General features: G+C 40.9%; 16 protein-coding genes. 4 read left to right on the top strand and 12 right to left on the bottom strand.

The features are described from left to right. Positions 1–323: 323 nt before the first annotated feature. Together IQ283_RS13310 and IQ283_RS13305 are read right to left on the bottom strand one after the other, a co-directional pair. Positions 324–1,688, bottom strand: coding sequence for a sensor histidine kinase (locus IQ283_RS13310; protein WP_194220625.1), 1,365 nt, complete (start codon positions 1,686–1,688; stop codon positions 324–326). A 22-nt stretch (positions 1,689–1,710) separates the two neighbouring features. After that, positions 1,711–2,400, bottom strand: a complete 690-nt coding sequence (locus IQ283_RS13305; RefSeq protein ID WP_194220624.1) for a response regulator transcription factor — start codon at positions 2,398–2,400, stop codon at positions 1,711–1,713. 182 nt (positions 2,401–2,582) lie between these two features. On the opposite strand from IQ283_RS13305, the gene IQ283_RS13300 reads away from it, so the two are divergent. Beyond that, the gene (locus IQ283_RS13300) at positions 2,583–2,948 is read left to right on the top strand and encodes a PepSY domain-containing protein (protein WP_194220623.1); all 366 of its coding nucleotides are present in this window, start codon (positions 2,583–2,585) and stop codon (positions 2,946–2,948) included. A gap of 125 nt (positions 2,949–3,073) precedes the next feature. Here IQ283_RS13300 and secD read toward each other — a convergent pair whose 3' ends face one another. The 3 genes from secD to IQ283_RS13285 all read right to left on the bottom strand — a co-directional run bounded on the left by secD (position 3,074) and on the right by IQ283_RS13285 (position 5,687). Then, positions 3,074–4,330: a protein translocase subunit SecD gene (secD, locus tag IQ283_RS13295; protein WP_194220622.1), complete on the bottom strand. Its 1,257-nt coding sequence runs from the start codon at positions 4,328–4,330 to the stop codon at positions 3,074–3,076. Positions 4,331–4,434: 104 nt separating this feature from the next. Next, positions 4,435–4,641: a hypothetical protein gene (locus IQ283_RS13290; protein WP_194220621.1), complete on the bottom strand. Its 207-nt coding sequence runs from the start codon at positions 4,639–4,641 to the stop codon at positions 4,435–4,437. 119 nt (positions 4,642–4,760) lie between these two features. Further along, positions 4,761–5,687: a DUF3089 domain-containing protein gene (locus IQ283_RS13285; protein WP_194220620.1), complete on the bottom strand. Its 927-nt coding sequence runs from the start codon at positions 5,685–5,687 to the stop codon at positions 4,761–4,763. Positions 5,688–5,834: 147 nt separating this feature from the next. Between IQ283_RS13285 and IQ283_RS13280 the strand changes: the two genes are divergently transcribed. Further along, positions 5,835–6,734, top strand: a complete 900-nt coding sequence (locus tag IQ283_RS13280; protein ID WP_194220619.1) for an ArsR/SmtB family transcription factor — start codon at positions 5,835–5,837, stop codon at positions 6,732–6,734. 102 nt (positions 6,735–6,836) lie between these two features. Here IQ283_RS13280 and IQ283_RS13275 read toward each other — a convergent pair whose 3' ends face one another. From IQ283_RS13275 to IQ283_RS13245, 7 genes are all read right to left on the bottom strand, one after another. Further along, positions 6,837–7,760, bottom strand: a complete 924-nt coding sequence (locus IQ283_RS13275) for a zinc-dependent metalloprotease (RefSeq protein ID WP_194220618.1) — start codon at positions 7,758–7,760, stop codon at positions 6,837–6,839. A 1,013-nt stretch (positions 7,761–8,773) separates the two neighbouring features. Then, positions 8,774–8,935 (bottom strand): YvrJ family protein, encoded by a 162-nt coding sequence (locus IQ283_RS13270; RefSeq protein ID WP_194220617.1) that lies wholly within the window; start codon positions 8,933–8,935, stop codon positions 8,774–8,776. Between the two features lie 70 nt (positions 8,936–9,005). Further along, positions 9,006–9,224, bottom strand: coding sequence for a DUF2922 domain-containing protein (locus IQ283_RS13265; RefSeq protein WP_194220616.1), 219 nt, complete (start codon positions 9,222–9,224; stop codon positions 9,006–9,008). A gap of 38 nt (positions 9,225–9,262) precedes the next feature. After that, entirely contained in the window at positions 9,263–9,481 is a 219-nt protein-coding gene (locus IQ283_RS13260; protein WP_194220615.1) for a DUF1659 domain-containing protein, read from the bottom strand. Positions 9,482–9,679: 198 nt separating this feature from the next. Further along, the gene (locus IQ283_RS13255) at positions 9,680–10,519 is read right to left on the bottom strand and encodes an aldo/keto reductase (protein ID WP_194220614.1); all 840 of its coding nucleotides are present in this window, start codon (positions 10,517–10,519) and stop codon (positions 9,680–9,682) included. 80 nt (positions 10,520–10,599) lie between these two features. After that, positions 10,600–11,151 (bottom strand): NAD(P)H-dependent oxidoreductase, encoded by a 552-nt coding sequence (locus IQ283_RS13250; protein WP_194220613.1) that lies wholly within the window; start codon positions 11,149–11,151, stop codon positions 10,600–10,602. Between the two features lie 382 nt (positions 11,152–11,533). Next, complete coding sequence (locus tag IQ283_RS13245; RefSeq protein WP_194220612.1) at positions 11,534–13,348, bottom strand: sulfatase-like hydrolase/transferase; 1,815 nt, start codon at positions 13,346–13,348, stop codon at positions 11,534–11,536. A gap of 215 nt (positions 13,349–13,563) precedes the next feature. Between IQ283_RS13245 and IQ283_RS13240 the strand changes: the two genes are divergently transcribed. Both IQ283_RS13240 and IQ283_RS13235 read left to right on the top strand, forming a co-directional pair. Beyond that, entirely contained in the window at positions 13,564–15,030 is a 1,467-nt protein-coding gene (locus IQ283_RS13240; protein ID WP_194220611.1) for a flavin monoamine oxidase family protein, read from the top strand. A 252-nt stretch (positions 15,031–15,282) separates the two neighbouring features. Next, positions 15,283–16,725: an alanine/glycine:cation symporter family protein gene (locus IQ283_RS13235; protein WP_194220610.1), complete on the top strand. Its 1,443-nt coding sequence runs from the start codon at positions 15,283–15,285 to the stop codon at positions 16,723–16,725. The last annotated feature ends 149 nt before the right edge of the window (positions 16,726–16,874 follow it).

The following is a 16,874-nucleotide window of genomic DNA, read 5'->3' as shown; positions in this document are numbered from 1 at the left end:
ACTATAAAAATAGAAATAAAGCTTCCTCTCAAGATCAAGAGAGAAAGCTTACTAGTAAAAAGGCTATGCCGATCAAAATATACTTTAGTGGAAACTGTGATCCTTTTCCTTTTGAAGAAAATTTCCTTATGTCACCTATCACAATGAATAGAAACACAATCGCAATCGCATACAGAAATACTTCACTAATTGAAAAAAGGGAATACACTAATTCGATTAACAGTATCATTGCGATAATTCCGATCAAACTCAATGGAATCATCGTATTTTTAGCGGGATTCTATTTATTGGGAATCTATAACAAAGAACCCTCCTAAGAGGATTCATTCCGCGATGCTAGCAGAAACTTTTTTCAGAGGCAATAAGACTGTAAACGTACTTCCCACATCGACTTCACTTTTCACATGGAGCTTACCTTGATGGTTCTCCACTAACTCCTTTGCGATGGAAAGACCTAGTCCGGTTCCTCCCGTTTCACGTGAGCGGTTTTTGTCAACGCGATAGAATCGTGAAAAGATTTTCGACTGTTCCTCTTTTGGAATGCCGATACCAGTATCGGAAACGCTTAGTACAGCACCATCATCATGTGTTAAGTCAACCGTGATCGTCCCTACCTCCGTATACCTCATGGCGTTTTCAACTAAAATAACCGCAATTTGCCGAAGCTGCTCAGCATCTCCTAACACAGCGACATTCTTTTCAAGATTTCCGATAAGAGGGATTTCCTTATTTCCTTCGAATTGACTGATCACACGCTCAACGATATGAGTAAGATTGACGTTCTCCATCCTACTTTCTAAATGTTCATTACGAGCGATCGTGAGCATTTGTTCTAAAATATGCTTCATTCGGTTACTTTCATCATCTAACGCTTGAATCGACTTTTCCAAAACAGTTGGATCGTCTTTCCCCCACCTTTTAATTAAATTCAAATGACCACGAAATGCGGTTAGTGGGGTTCTTAATTCATGTGAAGCATTGGAAACAAAGCTTTTCTCTCGTTCAAACTGTTCTTCTAGCTCCTGAAGTAGCTGATTGAACGTACCGGCAAGTTCCTTCAACTCTTTAGGATTCGAAGGTTCAAGAATCCGCTTCTGCAGATCTGAAGAACCGTCTATTTTACTCACTTCATCCGTCATGTTTAGAAGGGGGCGCAGCTTCTTTTTTGTAAATTGATAAATCAAAATGGAGCCAATTATAATGCTTATTATCCCCGTGAAAAGAAGAATAAAGAAAATAAGCTGAATGAATTCAAACTCATCTTCCATATGGACTTTCAGATGAATGTTGCCATCGGTAAAAGATACATCGCTTCGATAGAATAACCCTTCCTCTTTGTTCCATATAAACTGATCAAACAACGGCAGGTTTACTTCATCACTTATATCTAGTGTTTCGTCGTCTCCTCTCGATTGCGCGAGAATTTTCGCGTCTTCACGGATTTCAACATAATAATCGGCATGATCCGGATACAATACTTCATCAAGTGACTCCTGAACATCATCTTCCCGTACAATCATCAGCAATTTTTCTTCCATCGCTCCAACATCATCCTGTGTTCGATCTATCAAGAAAAAGCCGATGGCCCCAAGGACAACAATGCCGATTAGGATGAGGGCGATAATAAACTGCCACACGTACCATGAGGTAAATTGATGAAGCAGCGATTGGTTTCGTTGTTTCTTCATGCGATTCCCTCCAATTGAACGCTTATGAAGAGCGAAGGATGTAGCCAATACCTCTTACCGTATGAATAAGCATTGGTTCGTAGTCTCGATCTAACTTGTTGCGAAGATAGCGAATGTAGACGTCGACCACATTCGTTTCTCCCACAAAGTCGTAGCCCCAAACCGCTGAGAGAAGCCACTCGCGACTGAGCGCCTCGCCTTCATGTTTCATGAGAAAAACAAGCAAATCAAACTCTCGCTGAGTGAGTTCAATTTCATTGTTTTCCCGTACGACGCGCCGACTTTTTACATTCACTTCAAGATTCGCAATCGTTAACTTATCTTCATCCTGTTGCTTACTTTGAGACTGAGCGCGTCGTAATACAGCACGAATGCGCGCAAGCAATTCTTCAATTTCAAAAGGCTTTGTAATGTAATCATCCGCCCCACGATCAAGACCGAGAATTTTATCCCCAACATAATCTCTGGCAGTAAGGATAATAATCGGAACGGAACTCGTTTTACGTATCCGCCTACATACTTCAAGGCCATCAAGCTTCGGAATCATCCAATCTAATAAAATGACGCTCCATTCTTTTTCTTGAAATCGAGCCATCGCTTCCTCTCCATCACGCGCCGTTGTCACGTCGTACCCTTCATGCTCAAGCTCTAACTTCATGAACTGAATAACATTTATTTCATCTTCTACAAGAAGAATTGATTCTTTCTCCATTTCTCCTCACCCCTTATTTCATCTTCCTCTATTGTAACTACCCTTAACGTAAGAAACATTAAATAGAAAATGAGAATTTCATGAGAAAAAGCTCATCCACTTCTCATGCTGCTGTCCTTTTTTTATTAGATTCGATCCGTATCATAAGAATTGTAGAAAAAACAGTTCAAGGAGGATAACTAATGAATATGAAAAAAACACTTATTATCGGCGGAACCGCATTAGGCATAGCTGGAGGAGCTCTTCTCTATCAAGGATCAGACGGTATAGAGAATGTGCTAGCCTCGGGCAATAACGAAAGCAAACTAATTGAGGAAGCTAAAATTTCTGAAGCTGAAGCTGAAAAGATCGCATTGGAAGAGGTTTCCGGAGACGTGATTGAGAAAGAAGTCGAGAAAGAGGACGGGAAGATCGTTTATGAGTTCGAAATCAAAACCGATACCGGCGAGAAGGAAGTTGAGATTGACGGGATGAGTGGCGATATTATTCAAGTTGAAGATGATGAGGAGGACGATGATAAGGAGCAGAAGGAAGAGTCTGCTAAGTAACAAAAAGACACGTCACATGGCAAGCACATCAACCTCTTGGTGAGCTTGCTTTGTAACGTGCAAAAATAGGAAGCTTTCCTTTACAACATAAGACTATTTTTCAACATTGTACAGCACTTCTTCATTTAAGACTTTCTTTCCTGATTCCATTCCACGAGCTTTGTCTCCCCGATCATATACAACAGAAGTCGCAATAGCGCATAGCATGTTAGAAATCCAGCAACTATGCTAATCAATAGCATCGTCGCAAAACCTTTCACACTGCCTACGCCGAATACAAAAAGTCCTGCCGCAGCAATTAATGTTGTAAGATGCGCATCCGCAATCGTAAGAAACGTTCGATTCGATGCTTGCATCACTCGCTCTTCAAATGACAAACGACGATCCTCTATTTCTTTTAAACGTTCAAACGTAATGATCGTCGCATCTATTGCCATACCAAGACCAAGAATGAAAGCGGCAAGTCCTGTTAATGTTAGAACACCTTCAAGAAAAACGAAAATCCCTATAGCTAGATAAAGATAGCTGATCATACAAACTATCGAGAGCAAGCCTAGCCAACGATAGCGCCAAATCATAAATAAAAAGATAAGCGTCATAGCTATGATTCCCGCTATCATCGTATTTTTCAACGCCTGTTCACCAAGCTGACCACTAACAGATTGGGAAGAAATCTCTTCCAAAGGAGCAGGGAGATCTCCAGTGCTAAGCGCTTTGGAAAGGAGTTCTGCTTCTTTTTGGGTGAATTTACCTGAAATCGCCATCCCGGAATTTTTTGTCCAGGTCTCATCTATATGTCCTTCGAAAAGAATCTTTGAATCTTCCTTTGCTCTCTCTTTTATATACGCATCTCCGTCAACGTAATCAAGCCATAAAGCGAGACTTTGATCTTCATAAGTCTTAGTCACGTTTCTCATATCAATGGAGTCGCCGAACTCGATGGTGACGACGGGGGCAAGGTCCTGAGAAGGATGTTCTATTCCGACAGATTTGAAATCAGTGGACGAAATGACAAAATTGTTATCCGTATCCCGAAACGTAATATTCCCGCCAATGGAAATAAACTCGCGCGCTTCCTCCTGATCCTTCACGCCAGGAACCTGTATGCGAATACGATCCTCATCTTCCATCGTAATGACCGGTTCACTAATACCTAGCAAATCAATCCGATCACTGATCAGAGCAGCTGTTTGTTTTACAAGCTCTTCTTCTGCTATGTTTTTTTCTTCGTAAGGATCCTGTACTTCATAAAGGATCTCAAATCCGCCCTGTAAATCTAGCCCGATCTTTAATTCTTCTAGAATATTTTCAGATGTTGAAATCATTAAGAGAAAAATGAGTGAGATGGTGATCGTAGTGGAAATGATCCAGCTTTTTTTCATTACGTAACAAACACCTTTTTGTGAGAGTAGAGAATTCATTCCATGCCTGTCCCTGGCTTGTCTAGCTGCTCATGGAAATTTCACTATGAGTCTCGTAAAATCATTTAAGCATTATTTTGCTTTCGCTTTCGATATGAGCGATACAACGAGTTACCGATAAACATAGCAAATCCATAGCAAACTGCTACGATCGTGAAAGCAATGAGATTGTCATTCAAAATTAAGAGCATACCTACAAGTATAAAAAGCATGAGACCCAGTGTATTTATCATCCAATAAGGTTCCGATAATAGATGTTTTCTAGACTCCATTTCCCCCACTCCTTTTTCGATGATCAATGACTTTCTATACTACTTGTACGATCTCATTTTCATTTGGTTTCATTTTCCATATAAACAATAATTGTTTAAGTCATTTTTGAGCAACGTCCTTATTGCCTCGTTACAAAACAAATCGCCTCTTCTAACACATTTGGAAATTCATTCGGCCATTCATGCCCGATGCCTTCATTTACAATTAGTTTGCAAGGGATCTGATAAGCTTCAAAAAGTTGAGCAGCTTCCAATGCATTTTCATAGAAAGGATCTTGATCTCCTGTAATGATGCAGCCTCTTGCATGAGGGTTCAGCTGATTTTGCAAGATTTCTTTTAGTGAATGGAGATCGAAAGCTGGTGCAACAGCAATAAATAAATTAAATTCTTCCATATCATTACTTAAGCTCATTTGAGTTGCGATACTTCCTCCTTGAGATGCACCGGCTAGTATTCGTTTTTTATCTGACACATCAACCCGTTTAGTAAATTCATAATACGTCTTTTTTACATCATTATAAGCAACCGCTTCATCATCCCATGAATAACATTGGTAGCTGAAAAGTTGAGAAGATTGAGGAAATCCCATCAAGTACTTGGTGACGAGTTTCTCATCAGACCACTGCTCCGAAAAGTCTTTCGCATTAGAGCCTTTCCAGTGCAAAGGGAAAATGACCGTATCCGCTTCAGAATGCCCCTGAATGGTTAACTCCGCATGTGCAGATGCTTTTGTGTTTTCAAAGATCGAATGACATTGACTTACGATAGACTTAAATTCTGGGTAGGCTTGCAAGGGGCTCAACTCTGGATCAGATGTTAGAATTTCTGGGTTCCACCACAGTCCATGTTTGAGAACTTCTTTTAGTTCAGCAACACCTTCTTCGTACTTCCCTTCCATTACATAAATATTCGCTTTCCAATGACCCAACCGATCTCTTTTATGAGGAAACTTTTCTTTCGCTTCTTGCATAACACGCAAAGCATCTTCATTTTCTTTACTTTCAACAAGTTCAATCACCCGATTTTGTAGATCAGCAAACCTCATTGTAAAAACCTCCCAATAACTTAATTAGTTCAATACTAATTGAACTAATATATTAAGTCAATGAATAGATGATTAATATTTTGATCATTCTAATTAAGAACACCGTATGGTAAGATATGAAAAAAAGAGAAATATGGAGGGGCACCTATGACACTGCAAGTTAGAACGCTTTCTTCACCTGTTTATGAACTCTTATTAAGCATTTCGTTATATAAAAGACAAACGTTAATGAAATATTTAGATCTTGGCGCAAAGTGGCCTAAGGATATTGAATTGTCCATTTCCCCTGAGTTACATTCTTTGATTGCTTCAAAAGAGAACATGTACTTCGAAGACTTATTAGTTTTATTGATTGAACAATCACCATACAAAGACAAAATCGACCTCTTCTTTGAATGGTTAGGGAATCTATCTGGCGGTGAGCTTTTTGAACGAATCGCTCCTTTATTAGACGTTGATCGAACACTTCCTGCTGATCTATCATCACAAAGAGATCAATCACTCACGTTGTTAAAAGCCTGGAATGAGCAATATTTTCAACACATGGATCCCGATCTTTCTGGCCGATTAAATCGTGACGCAGAAGAGAAAAACGATAAGCTTAAGAATCAATCACAAGAGGATGTTGTTTTAGAAGCGAGTCATTTCATCATTGAAACGACTAGCGTGAAGAGCGTTTGTTTGATTCCCGCCATTCACCTTCAACCTATTTCGTTTATCGATCATTTGAAAGATACGCTATACATCACCTATCCTATTAAAGATGCGAAAGATGAACTAACTGAAGTTCTTCGTTTCACCAAAGCGCTAGGGGATGAAAAACGACTAAAGATCTTGAAGTTTTTATCTCACGAACCTTCTACTTTCACCAATATCGTTTCGGAATTTGGCATGGCAAAAGGGAATATCCATCATCATCTTTCCATTTTAAGAGGGGCTGGATTGTTGAATATTCACATTAGGGATAAGCGGAATACATTTTATTACAGCACAAACAAAGAAATCGCAGAAGAGTTACGTAAGAAGGTGGATCAGTTTCTTAAATAGTGCCTGTCACCACCTGATAATTCGGCTAATCTACGCCTTTTAAATGAAAAGAGCGCTCAAACGAATCGTTTGAGCGCTCTCACCTATTGCTACTGATATGTATTAATTTCCATACCAACCTTTATGTGCTTCTATTAAATTATCATGATCTTCGTCCCAATAATCAACACTATAAGAATAGTCATAGTTCATAATGCATTTAATCCCACTGCCTTGAGCATCGTGACTTAGTCCATAGTTATGAGAGAATTCGTGCTGAGCCGCGTGCCATGTATTCGTTGCGCCCTGATCGAGGTTAACTGATACTGCACTACCATAAGGTGAGTTCGGATAAACATAAGCAATACCGCCTGAGTTGAAATTAGCATCTCTCGTGAAGCCCACTACAAAGTCGTATCCATTTCCATTCCAGTCCTTGTCCATGTCCTGAAGAATTTCAGATGCATTTGCCCCTTCAGAAGTCCACTCACCAAGAGCTTTGATCTCAAAATCAATGTTATGATCACGTGTAAACCCATTATCCGCGTTCTCAACAATGTTTTGCGTGAGCGTTTGCCAGTCGCTATGTGCAGCACGATACTCTTCATCCGCAGCAATCAATACGGTCACTACGCTAGCATCAGTTGCAGTTGGCGTTGTCGTTCCGCCTGAACCACCAGTTGATCCTCCGTTACCGCATAATAGAATACACAATTCGCCTTCTTCATTAACCTGTTTTTTAGCATTCTTTTTGTTTTGTTTGTCTGCTAGTTTGTCTGCTTTCTTATCCGCATTTTTCTTGATTTTCTTTTCTCCGATTTTCTTACCTTTTTCATCCAAAACATCCGCTACTGAAGAACTCTCCACTTCAGCTGGACGATCAAACTTCTCTTTCCCTTTTGTTTTGGCTTTGGGAAGTTCATGACCGATCGTAACCTCTGATCCCTGTGAATCTAGCTCTGCTGTTTTTGCACTTGTCTCCCCGAATCCTGGTACGATAGCGATTGATAATGCAAGCGTCAATGCTACAAGTCCTTTACGTTTCATACGTGTTCCCCCTGAGAAGTATTTTTAACACATCTCCTAATCTAGCACATGGGTTCCTACATTCGCGGGGGTCAAATGATAGAAATCTACCAAAATATGTCTAGGCTAAATGGATGGTTTTTTTTCACTTCTCTTTAACAATTTAATCCCTTTCATTTACAATTCAACCTTTATAAATTGTATGTAGACATTTAACAGGTTTACTTATTAAGGTAAAAGACTATAATGGCGCGGTTTTTAATAATATGACTTTCCTCAATAATAAATAGATATTTCGTCTCGATAGTTGGTAGATGGTTAAATAGTGCCTGTCACCACCCGATTCTTGTTCTATTATGTCGAACTGTTGAGAGTGTGGTGATGCTTATCGTTTTATCAAACCTAACGTCAAACTCTGATCCGCTTCCCCCTGCTTCCCTATCATCTTTCTTCTCTATTTATCTTTCATATCTTTTATGCTCCTCAACCGCTGAAGGCACTAGATCAGATAGGAAACATTGGACAGAGAATGACTACCTTTACAGCGCCGACAAGAAGCATCAGCGCTGTAAAAGTAGCCGCTCTTTTCTACTGAAGTATACTGAGACCTTCTGAGGTTTCCACCGTATCACCCGATTTGAACGCTTGAATTTCTTCAACAGCGCGCTTTCTACACATTAAACCAGCCCAATGTGCGTCATCTGCGCGCTGCTACCGTACCGTAGTACGCCTGGTTACCTACCCGAACCGTTAAAGGCCGTTCTCGCCATAGCTTCTCACCACAGAAACCGGGAACTGTGTATTTTTGAGAACGCTGAATTTTCTGCATCGGCTTCAGCTCACCTGACAAGTTTTGTTTTTAAACGTGTGGTAGGCGTTCCACGTTCTGATCAGCGGCGCACTTGAAGAAACCTCACCATCCCTGGATTTTAAAAAGAGAATGGGAAGCCGCTGTTCTGTATGAAGTTGGATAGTGTCATTATGTAATAGGAAAAATGGGAGAGAGGCATTCACCTTCTCTCCTGTGCAATCAATCACCCTGTATGTTGATTCGAACTTCGAGCGTTTAAGTGATCTGGCAGCTGCAGAATCGTATCGTTCAGCGTATCGAGCTTCTGTTCAATGCGGTGCAGCAAATAAAGCGTCACCACAACCGGGAAGCCAACATCGCTAATGAGAGACATCCAGGACTCCATTCCTTCCCCCTCCTCGTTCGTTTAATAGAGTTACTAAAAAGGAAGGACAATTGCCCTTCCTCTTCACTACTTAACCGATGATAATGTCGTTCTCGTTACGTTCAACAATGCGGGCTCCTTTTTTCGAAACAAGATCGCCTCCGCTCGTTGTAAAACAGTTCTGCGTAATGAGCGTATCCATCGCCGCTGCGATTGCAGCAGGATTTACGGGCTCGACTGGATCACTTAGAGTGATGGAAAACGGTTTGTTGTCACGCGTGTTGAATTGAAGTTCTAGTGTTTTAGCCATTTGGGATTCCCTCCTTTCTTACCTTTATTGGTGACTGCTTACGATTGAAGATCAGATGAATCATTGCGCTCAACTGCGAACAAATTGTGCTGTTGAAGCGGTGCTAGTGCTAATGCGACTGCAAAAAGCGCATCAGGCGTAGCGGATGTTTTCACGTTGTTGAAGTTCTTGCTGCGGAAAATGGATTTGCCGTTTTCATCAACGCCTACTTCAAGAACCATGCGAAGCTGCGTATCCATGAGGGATGAAGTTGCCATGTCGATCACCTCCTTTCACCTTATATATCGTTTGGAAAGTGGAAAAAGGGACATTGGGGGGAAATAAAATTTTCAAGAACGAGAAAAAGCCGACCCCACAATGGGACCGGCTTCGTTAAAAGATGCTATTAGGAATCTGTGAATACGTCCAAACAAAAGGACCGCATCAAAAATGCGGTCCTTCTTTTATCATCGCTATTACATTTTAAAATCAAATTCATCAGGGTGTGGGCCGCTACGAGCATTGTCATTCAATGCATCAAGCTGCTTCATTTCCTCTGAAGTGAGTTCAAAATCAAAGAGATCGATGTTCGCTTCGATGCGCTTCTCGTTCATTGATTTTGGAATTGTAATCACGTTATGTTGAAGATCCCAGCGAAGGATTACTTGCGCTACTGATTTATTGTACTTCTCAGCAATGCCAGAGATTGTTTCATTATTTAACAACTCACCAGCCATTAGTGGAGACCATGCTTCCACTTGAATGTTGTGCTCTTCGCAATACGTTCTAACTTCTAATTGTGTCAGACGAGGGTGGAATTCAATTTGGTTAATCACTGGTGTAATCTCGAAGTTTTTACGAAGATCTTCAAGATGATTCACATGGAAGTTACTAACACCAATCGCACGTACGCGCTTTTCTTTATAAAGTGTTTCAAGTGCTTTCCACGGCTCTTGATATTTGTTATCACCTGGCCAATGAATCAAGTAAAGATCGAGGTAGTCAAGTCCTAGCTTAGATAGGCTTGTTTCATACGCTTCAATTGTTTCATCGTAAGTGAGGCCATCGTTCCATACTTTTGAAGTAATGAAAAGCTCTTCTCTTGTGACAAGACCTTCTTTAATCGCTTCATTGACACCCTGACCAACACTTTCCTCGTTCCCGTAGATTGCTGCAGTATCGATGCTACGATAGCCTTTCTTAATCGCTGTTTTCACAGCTTCCACTAATTCTTGGCCTTGTTCAACGCGGAATACGCCGTAACCTAGTTCAGGCATTTCAATATTGTTATTTAATGTTTTTGTTTGTACAGTCATGTTACATGCTCCTTTCAAATGTCCTTTATTGGTTTTCCCGAAAAATGAATTTTAAACCATCCCGGTGTAGAAAGAGTGGTTTACTTTCCAAACACTTCTCGATAATGATCGTGTAGTTTCGTTTTATAGTGCGCCATATTCGTTTCCTTCATCACATTATGAATGGAGTAAGTAGGTAGCGGACGCATACCAATGTATTGATTCATCTTGTGAAGGTGATCAATCGCTTGATCAAGGTCTCGTCCTTCAAAGAAGCTCTGTTCATTTCCGAATGCTGCTTCAGGTGCGTTCCATGTAAGAGAGAACATGTACTTCTTATCAGTAAACATGCCGCCCTGACCATAGCGATCTGAGCCGATGAAGAAAATTTTATCCATATAGACACGGTCGATGTATTTCTTGAAATTTCCCGGAATACTGAACCAGTAAATCGGCGTTTGCATGATGACCACATCCGCCCACTGCCATTTCTCAATTTCTTGCTCGACATCGTATTCATCATCTACGATTGTTGTTTTCACTTCGTATTCTGATGAGAGCACTTCGTTCCACTCATCAAAAATCGCTTTGTTTAGCTCACCTTTTGATTTTGGAAAATACTCATGTCCATTAATCAATAGAATCTTGTTCATTTGTGTTCACACCTTTCTTGCTGTTTTGTTTACTGTCACAGTATAGATCCAGTTGGAATGAAATTTAAAGCGATAAAATTATTACCCAGAGGTGCTTATGGAACTTTTTGGTGCGTGTCCTAAGCATTATTTAAACGCCATTATATGCAATAAAAATAGTTATTTAGTCTCTTTATCTGTTAAATAATCTCTGGAAACACTAAAAACCAGAGGCACAAAGATAGGTATTTAGACCCACTATCAGGGTGCCTGTCACCACCCGGTATTTGTCACTAAACGTCGAAAGAGGAAGCGCTTTTCGCTTCCTCTTTCGACGTTCTTGATCGTTTTCTTCTGGAGAGCTTTAGCTATCCGCTAGCAATTAATATCATTAATCTCTCACTTACGTAAACTCACATGGCGGCATCCCCGGTACTGCTCCACTCGAAGGGGAGAGGCGTTTTTGGCGGCATTGTTCTTCTAGTACGAGATTTAAGATTTTCTGTACTTCTTTTGATTCCGGTGTTTCAAAGTCAGGGTGAGCGAGGTTTTTCTCCTCTAGCGGGTCGACAGTCAAGTTATATAATTCGAATTCATCTGGCACTGGGGTTGTTTTCGTAGTCGTAATGCACTCCGAAAACTGTTCATCCGCATTTGGTGGAACAGGATCGGATTGAGTGACCGTAACGTCCGAGACTCCAGGGTTACTCCAAAACTGCGGATTATCATAATACCGTCCATATTTCCAGATTTCTTTCTTTTTATCGCTTCCAGTAGGAAGCGTAGTAATAACGGCTTCAATATGATTCGGTTGAATAACGGACTCATAAGGCTCACCCGTTACGGTCACTTGATTCGGACCCCTCGTCACGTCATCATCCGTCATAAAGTATAGTGGTTCATTAGCACGATAAAATCGCTTTCTACCTGACAATAATGGGGTGAGGTCTCTTCCAACAAGAGGATGAACTTCTGTATGATCAAGACTTAACATCTCTTGAACCTCTTCCTCATCGATTCCAGCAAGCCCTAACATAGTTGGCAAAACATCCACGTGACTCGTTAGCATCGTTGTGCTCTCTTTACCTGAAAAAAGAGACGGACTGTGAATAATCAGTGGAACATGAATCGATTCCTCATACATGTTATACCATTTTTGATAAAGTTCTCCGTGCGCGCCAAGGAGATCGCCGTGATCTGAAAGGAAAAGAACAATCGTATCTTCATAGAATATCGATTTTTTCAACGCTTGAAAAACTTTCATCATCTCGTTATCTGCCTGTTTCTGTAGGGAATAATAGAGCTTTCTATAAAAAGGCGTATCGATCAAAGGCTGTAAGGCTTTAGGATACACGTCGCGATAGCTACTTTGTGCACGAGGTTTTGTGTGAAGAGACTCTAAAGAAGTAGGAGCTTTAGGAATGAACGGAACAGAGGGATCGATTTCAAAATTATAAAGAGGAAGTTGCTCAGCGATCACGCCATACAGAGCAATATCATGTGGATTAATGAACGAACTCATGATCATCCACGGGGGAGTTTCTTCTTTCTCCTCCTTTTCAAGGCAATGAATTAAGTCCACCACTTCAGCAGCATACACTACGTCTCGTCCACTGACCCCGATGGCAGCTGATGAACCGGAATTACGAGGATTCGCACCATGTGGTTCAGGTCCAATCCATCCGTTAAAGCCAAATCCATTTAACCGACTTGCTTTAAGGTACTCTTGAACATTTTCTTTATCAGGCACGCCCGTAGAAGTATAGCTTGGTAGGGCATTGTTTGTCCCTGGAATAATAATATCCGCTTCAGAAGCGTGCCATTTCCCTTTCCAGTACGTACGGTATCCCGCTTTTCGCAAATAGTCTCCCATTGTAGGAACAGTATTGGGGTCGAGCCAAAACATATCTGGATCAAACGGCGTCTTTGCTGCACCACTCGTTTGCGTGACTCCGTGAAGAGAAGGATACTGTCCTGTATATAATGTCGTTCTACTTGGTGAACAAGCCGTACTTCCAGCGTAGTGATTTTTAAATTCGAATCCATTTTCTCGCAGCAACTCTTGCACCAACAGATTTTCCTTGCTCCACTTCTTTATATCCTCATTTTCATAGATTGAGGGATATCGTTGCTCATCCACCATTAATATAAGAAAATTCGGCTTTTTACACCGTTTTGTAAAAAGAGAGGTGCGAGGCTTCGAATGATCTTTCCTCATAATTCCGTTCCTCCTTCAAATAACCCTTAACGCTCTATTCCGTAGTCTATGTAAGCGCCCAGGAAACGGTGCTTCTTAGTGATCAGTCTTGCCGCAATCCACCTAATTCTTTCAACGAATGCGCTATTTTTCATAACCTATTTTTCTATCACATACATTAAGAAAGGAAAATATTAGAGGGCTTCATAGCTTTCAAGAGGAGGCTCGGCTAAAATATGGATCAACCGTTCTCTTCATTACGCTATCCAGAAGACTTGCTGTCTCTTATTCAACATGGTCTACCGGGAAAAAGCAGTCCTAAGCACGTCATCATAATTGGTGCTGGACTGTCCGGATTAGTCGCAGGTTCGTTGCTACAGCGGAACGGCCATCATGTGACTATTTTAGAAGGGAATGATCGCATCGGCGGGAGAGTTTATACATTAAGAAAACCCTTTTCACCGGGTCAGTATATGGACGCCGGTGCAATGAGAATTCCAGATAACCATGCTCTTGCACAGGAATACATCAGACATTTCCACCTCCCAACACATCCGTTTCTAAATGCCACACCAGAAGATTTAATTTTCACGAACAACGTGTTAACGACGCGAGCTGAATACGAAAAGAATCCCGATATCCTCAGGTTTCCTGTGGAAGAAAGCGAGAAAGGAAAGACAGCTACAGATCTGTTTCTTGAAGCAACAAAGCCCTTCATCGACCTTTATAAACAAAGTACGCCTGAAGAGCAAGAGAAGCTCGTAGCTGAATACGGAGAATATTCAATGGGTGAATTTCTGCAGTACAATCCACTAGGTAAGCCATTATCACTTAACGCCATTCGTTACATTGGTGTGATGCTTGGGATTGAAGGCTTTCCAGAGTTTTCTTTCACAGATATTCTAACGGACATCATCTATCCGATTTTCAGTAAAGAAATTCAGTTCTTTCAAATTGATGGTGGGAATGATCGCCTCCCTCTCTCATTCGCCAACGAGTTGCAAAATCAAATCTACCTTAATCAAAAAGTAATCAAGATCAAACAATCAAAGCGCGGCGTTACTGTTACAACACTCAACCCAGAAACAAATGAACGGTACCAGGTGAAAGGCGACCTTGCTATTGTTACCGTTCCTTTTTCTGTTCTGCAATTTATTGACATTGCTCCCTACAACTCCGTGTCCTTTAAAAAATGGCAGGCCATTCGTGAACTCATCAATGTTCCTGCTGTGAAAATTGGAATTGAGTTTCGTCATCGCTTTTGGGAGAAAAATAACGTTGGGAATGCTATAACGGATTTACCGACAAGATTTAGTTATGTGCCGAGTGAAGGGATTGGTTCAAAAGGACCTGCTGTCTTATTAGCAAGCTATTCCTGGGGAGAAGATGCTGTTCTCTGGGGAAGTTTACCGCATGAAGAACTGACGCGCATTTTGCTAAAAGACCTAGCCAAAATATACGGCGATGAAGTGTATACAGAATTCATCAAAGTCGTTCCTTTTAATTGGAGTCGAAATCCTTACTCAGCTGGGTGCTTTACTCTTTTTACACCCGGACAAGAAAACAACCTCGGTGACATTATTAAGCAGCCTGAGGGGAAGCTTCATTTTGCCGGAGAGCACACCTCCTCTTTTCACGGTTGGATGGAAGGCGCTATTGAATCTGGCCTGCGGGCAGCTTATGAAGTGAACATGAATGAGTAATTCTATTGAATCACCCGTTAAGAACCACCAGAAATGAGTCAGGTGGCTTCTTAACGGGTTTTTTGTGTACTTTTAAAAAACTTAATTAATAATGAAACGTCGCCTTCAAGCCAAGTTACTGGTAACTATTACTACATATTGTATAAATGTTGTAATTTGTCGGAATTTATTGATAATTTGTCGATTTACTGTATAATTAAAATAGATTTGAATTTTCAGAAAATAACTAACAACTAGAGGAGCGACACAACTATGGCTGAATTTCTATCCGGTATTATTGATTTTTCAAATAACATTCTATGGAGTTATGTATTAATTGCAGGATTACTAGGAATCGGAATTTATTTTACGGTTGCTTCCCGATTTGTTCAATTTCGATTTTTTGGAGAAATGTTCCGCGTATTAGGTGAAAAACCTGATTACAAAGATGAGTCCAAAAACATCTCCCCTTTTAAGTCATTTTGCGTCGGTGCAGCAACGCGTATTGGAACAGGTAACTTAGCAGGTGTGGCAGTGGCCATTACGCTCGGTGGTCCTGGTGCTGTTTTCTGGATGTGGATTGTGGCACTTCTAGGTGGTGCGACTGCCTTTATTGAAAGCACACTCGCTCAGGTTTATAAAGTGAAAGGGAAAAACGCATTTCGCGGTGGACCTGCTTACTATATCGAAAAGGGCATTAAAGCAAGATGGCTTGGCATTATCTTTGCCGTTCTAATCGCGATTACTTTCGGATTAATCTTCAATTCAGTACAAAGTAACACGATTTCATTAGCATTTGAGAATGCCTTTGGTGTAAATCGTCTTGTGATCGGATTAATCATTACAGCGATTACGGGTCTTGTGATCTTCGGCGGCGTTCACCGCATTGCGAATTTATCTAGTGTGATTGTTCCTGTTATGGCGATTCTTTACATTGTTATTGCGATGATAGTTCTCATTATGAATGTAGCTGAATTACCGTCTGTTATTGCTTTAATTGTTAAGAGTGCATTCGGATTTGAACAAGCATTAGGTGGGGCCATTGGTGCAGCAATTATGAACGGTGTTAAACGTGGATTATTCTCGAACGAAGCTGGTATGGGTAGTGCCCCGAACGCTGCAGCTACTTCAACGACTTCACACCCGGCTAAACAAGGTTTGATTCAATCATTAGGTGTATTTGTCGATACAATCTTAGTTTGTTCGTCAACAGCGTTTATCATCTTACTTGCCCCTGTATTCCAGACAGGTGATGTAACGGGTATTGAATTGCTTCAGAACTCACTAAATAGCCACGTTGGCGGCTGGTCAGGCATCTTTATTTCAGTAGCTATCTTTCTATTTGCTTTCAGCTCAATCATCGGCTCTTACTACTATGGTGAAACTAACATTGAGTTTATTAAAGAAAGCAAGCCTGCGCTATTTATTTTCCGTCTCGCAACGATGGCATTTGTGCTTATTGGTTCCGTCTCTAGCTTAAGTCTCGTTTGGAAAATGGCCGATTTATTCATGGCCCTGATGACAGTCATTAACTTAATTGCAATCGGGTTACTAGGTAAGATTGCATTCAAAGTATTGAAAGACTACGAAAATCAGCGCAAGCAAGGCAAAAACCCAGTCTTCAACCCAACTAAGCTTGGCATCAAGGATGCAGATGCTTGGATCGAAGATGAGGAAGAAGATGAAGAATCTAAAAAAGAAGAAGCAGTAGGGTAATAGCGACATTTCAGAGTCCGGTGTATACACTCAGCCGGGCTCTTTACTTATGCGCCCATCACTATCTTTTCGTTAGAAATTCCAAGATTTCCGAACACGTAGGCTTTCATAACTTCTTCACCCTTTTTTTGACATCCCCTTTTTAAAGT

It is taken from the genome of Pseudalkalibacillus hwajinpoensis (assembly GCF_015234585.1).
Classification (GTDB): Bacteria; Bacillota; Bacilli; order Bacillales; family Guptibacillaceae; genus Guptibacillus; species Guptibacillus hwajinpoensis_B.
This window is presented reverse-complemented; position numbering and strand designations above follow the sequence as displayed.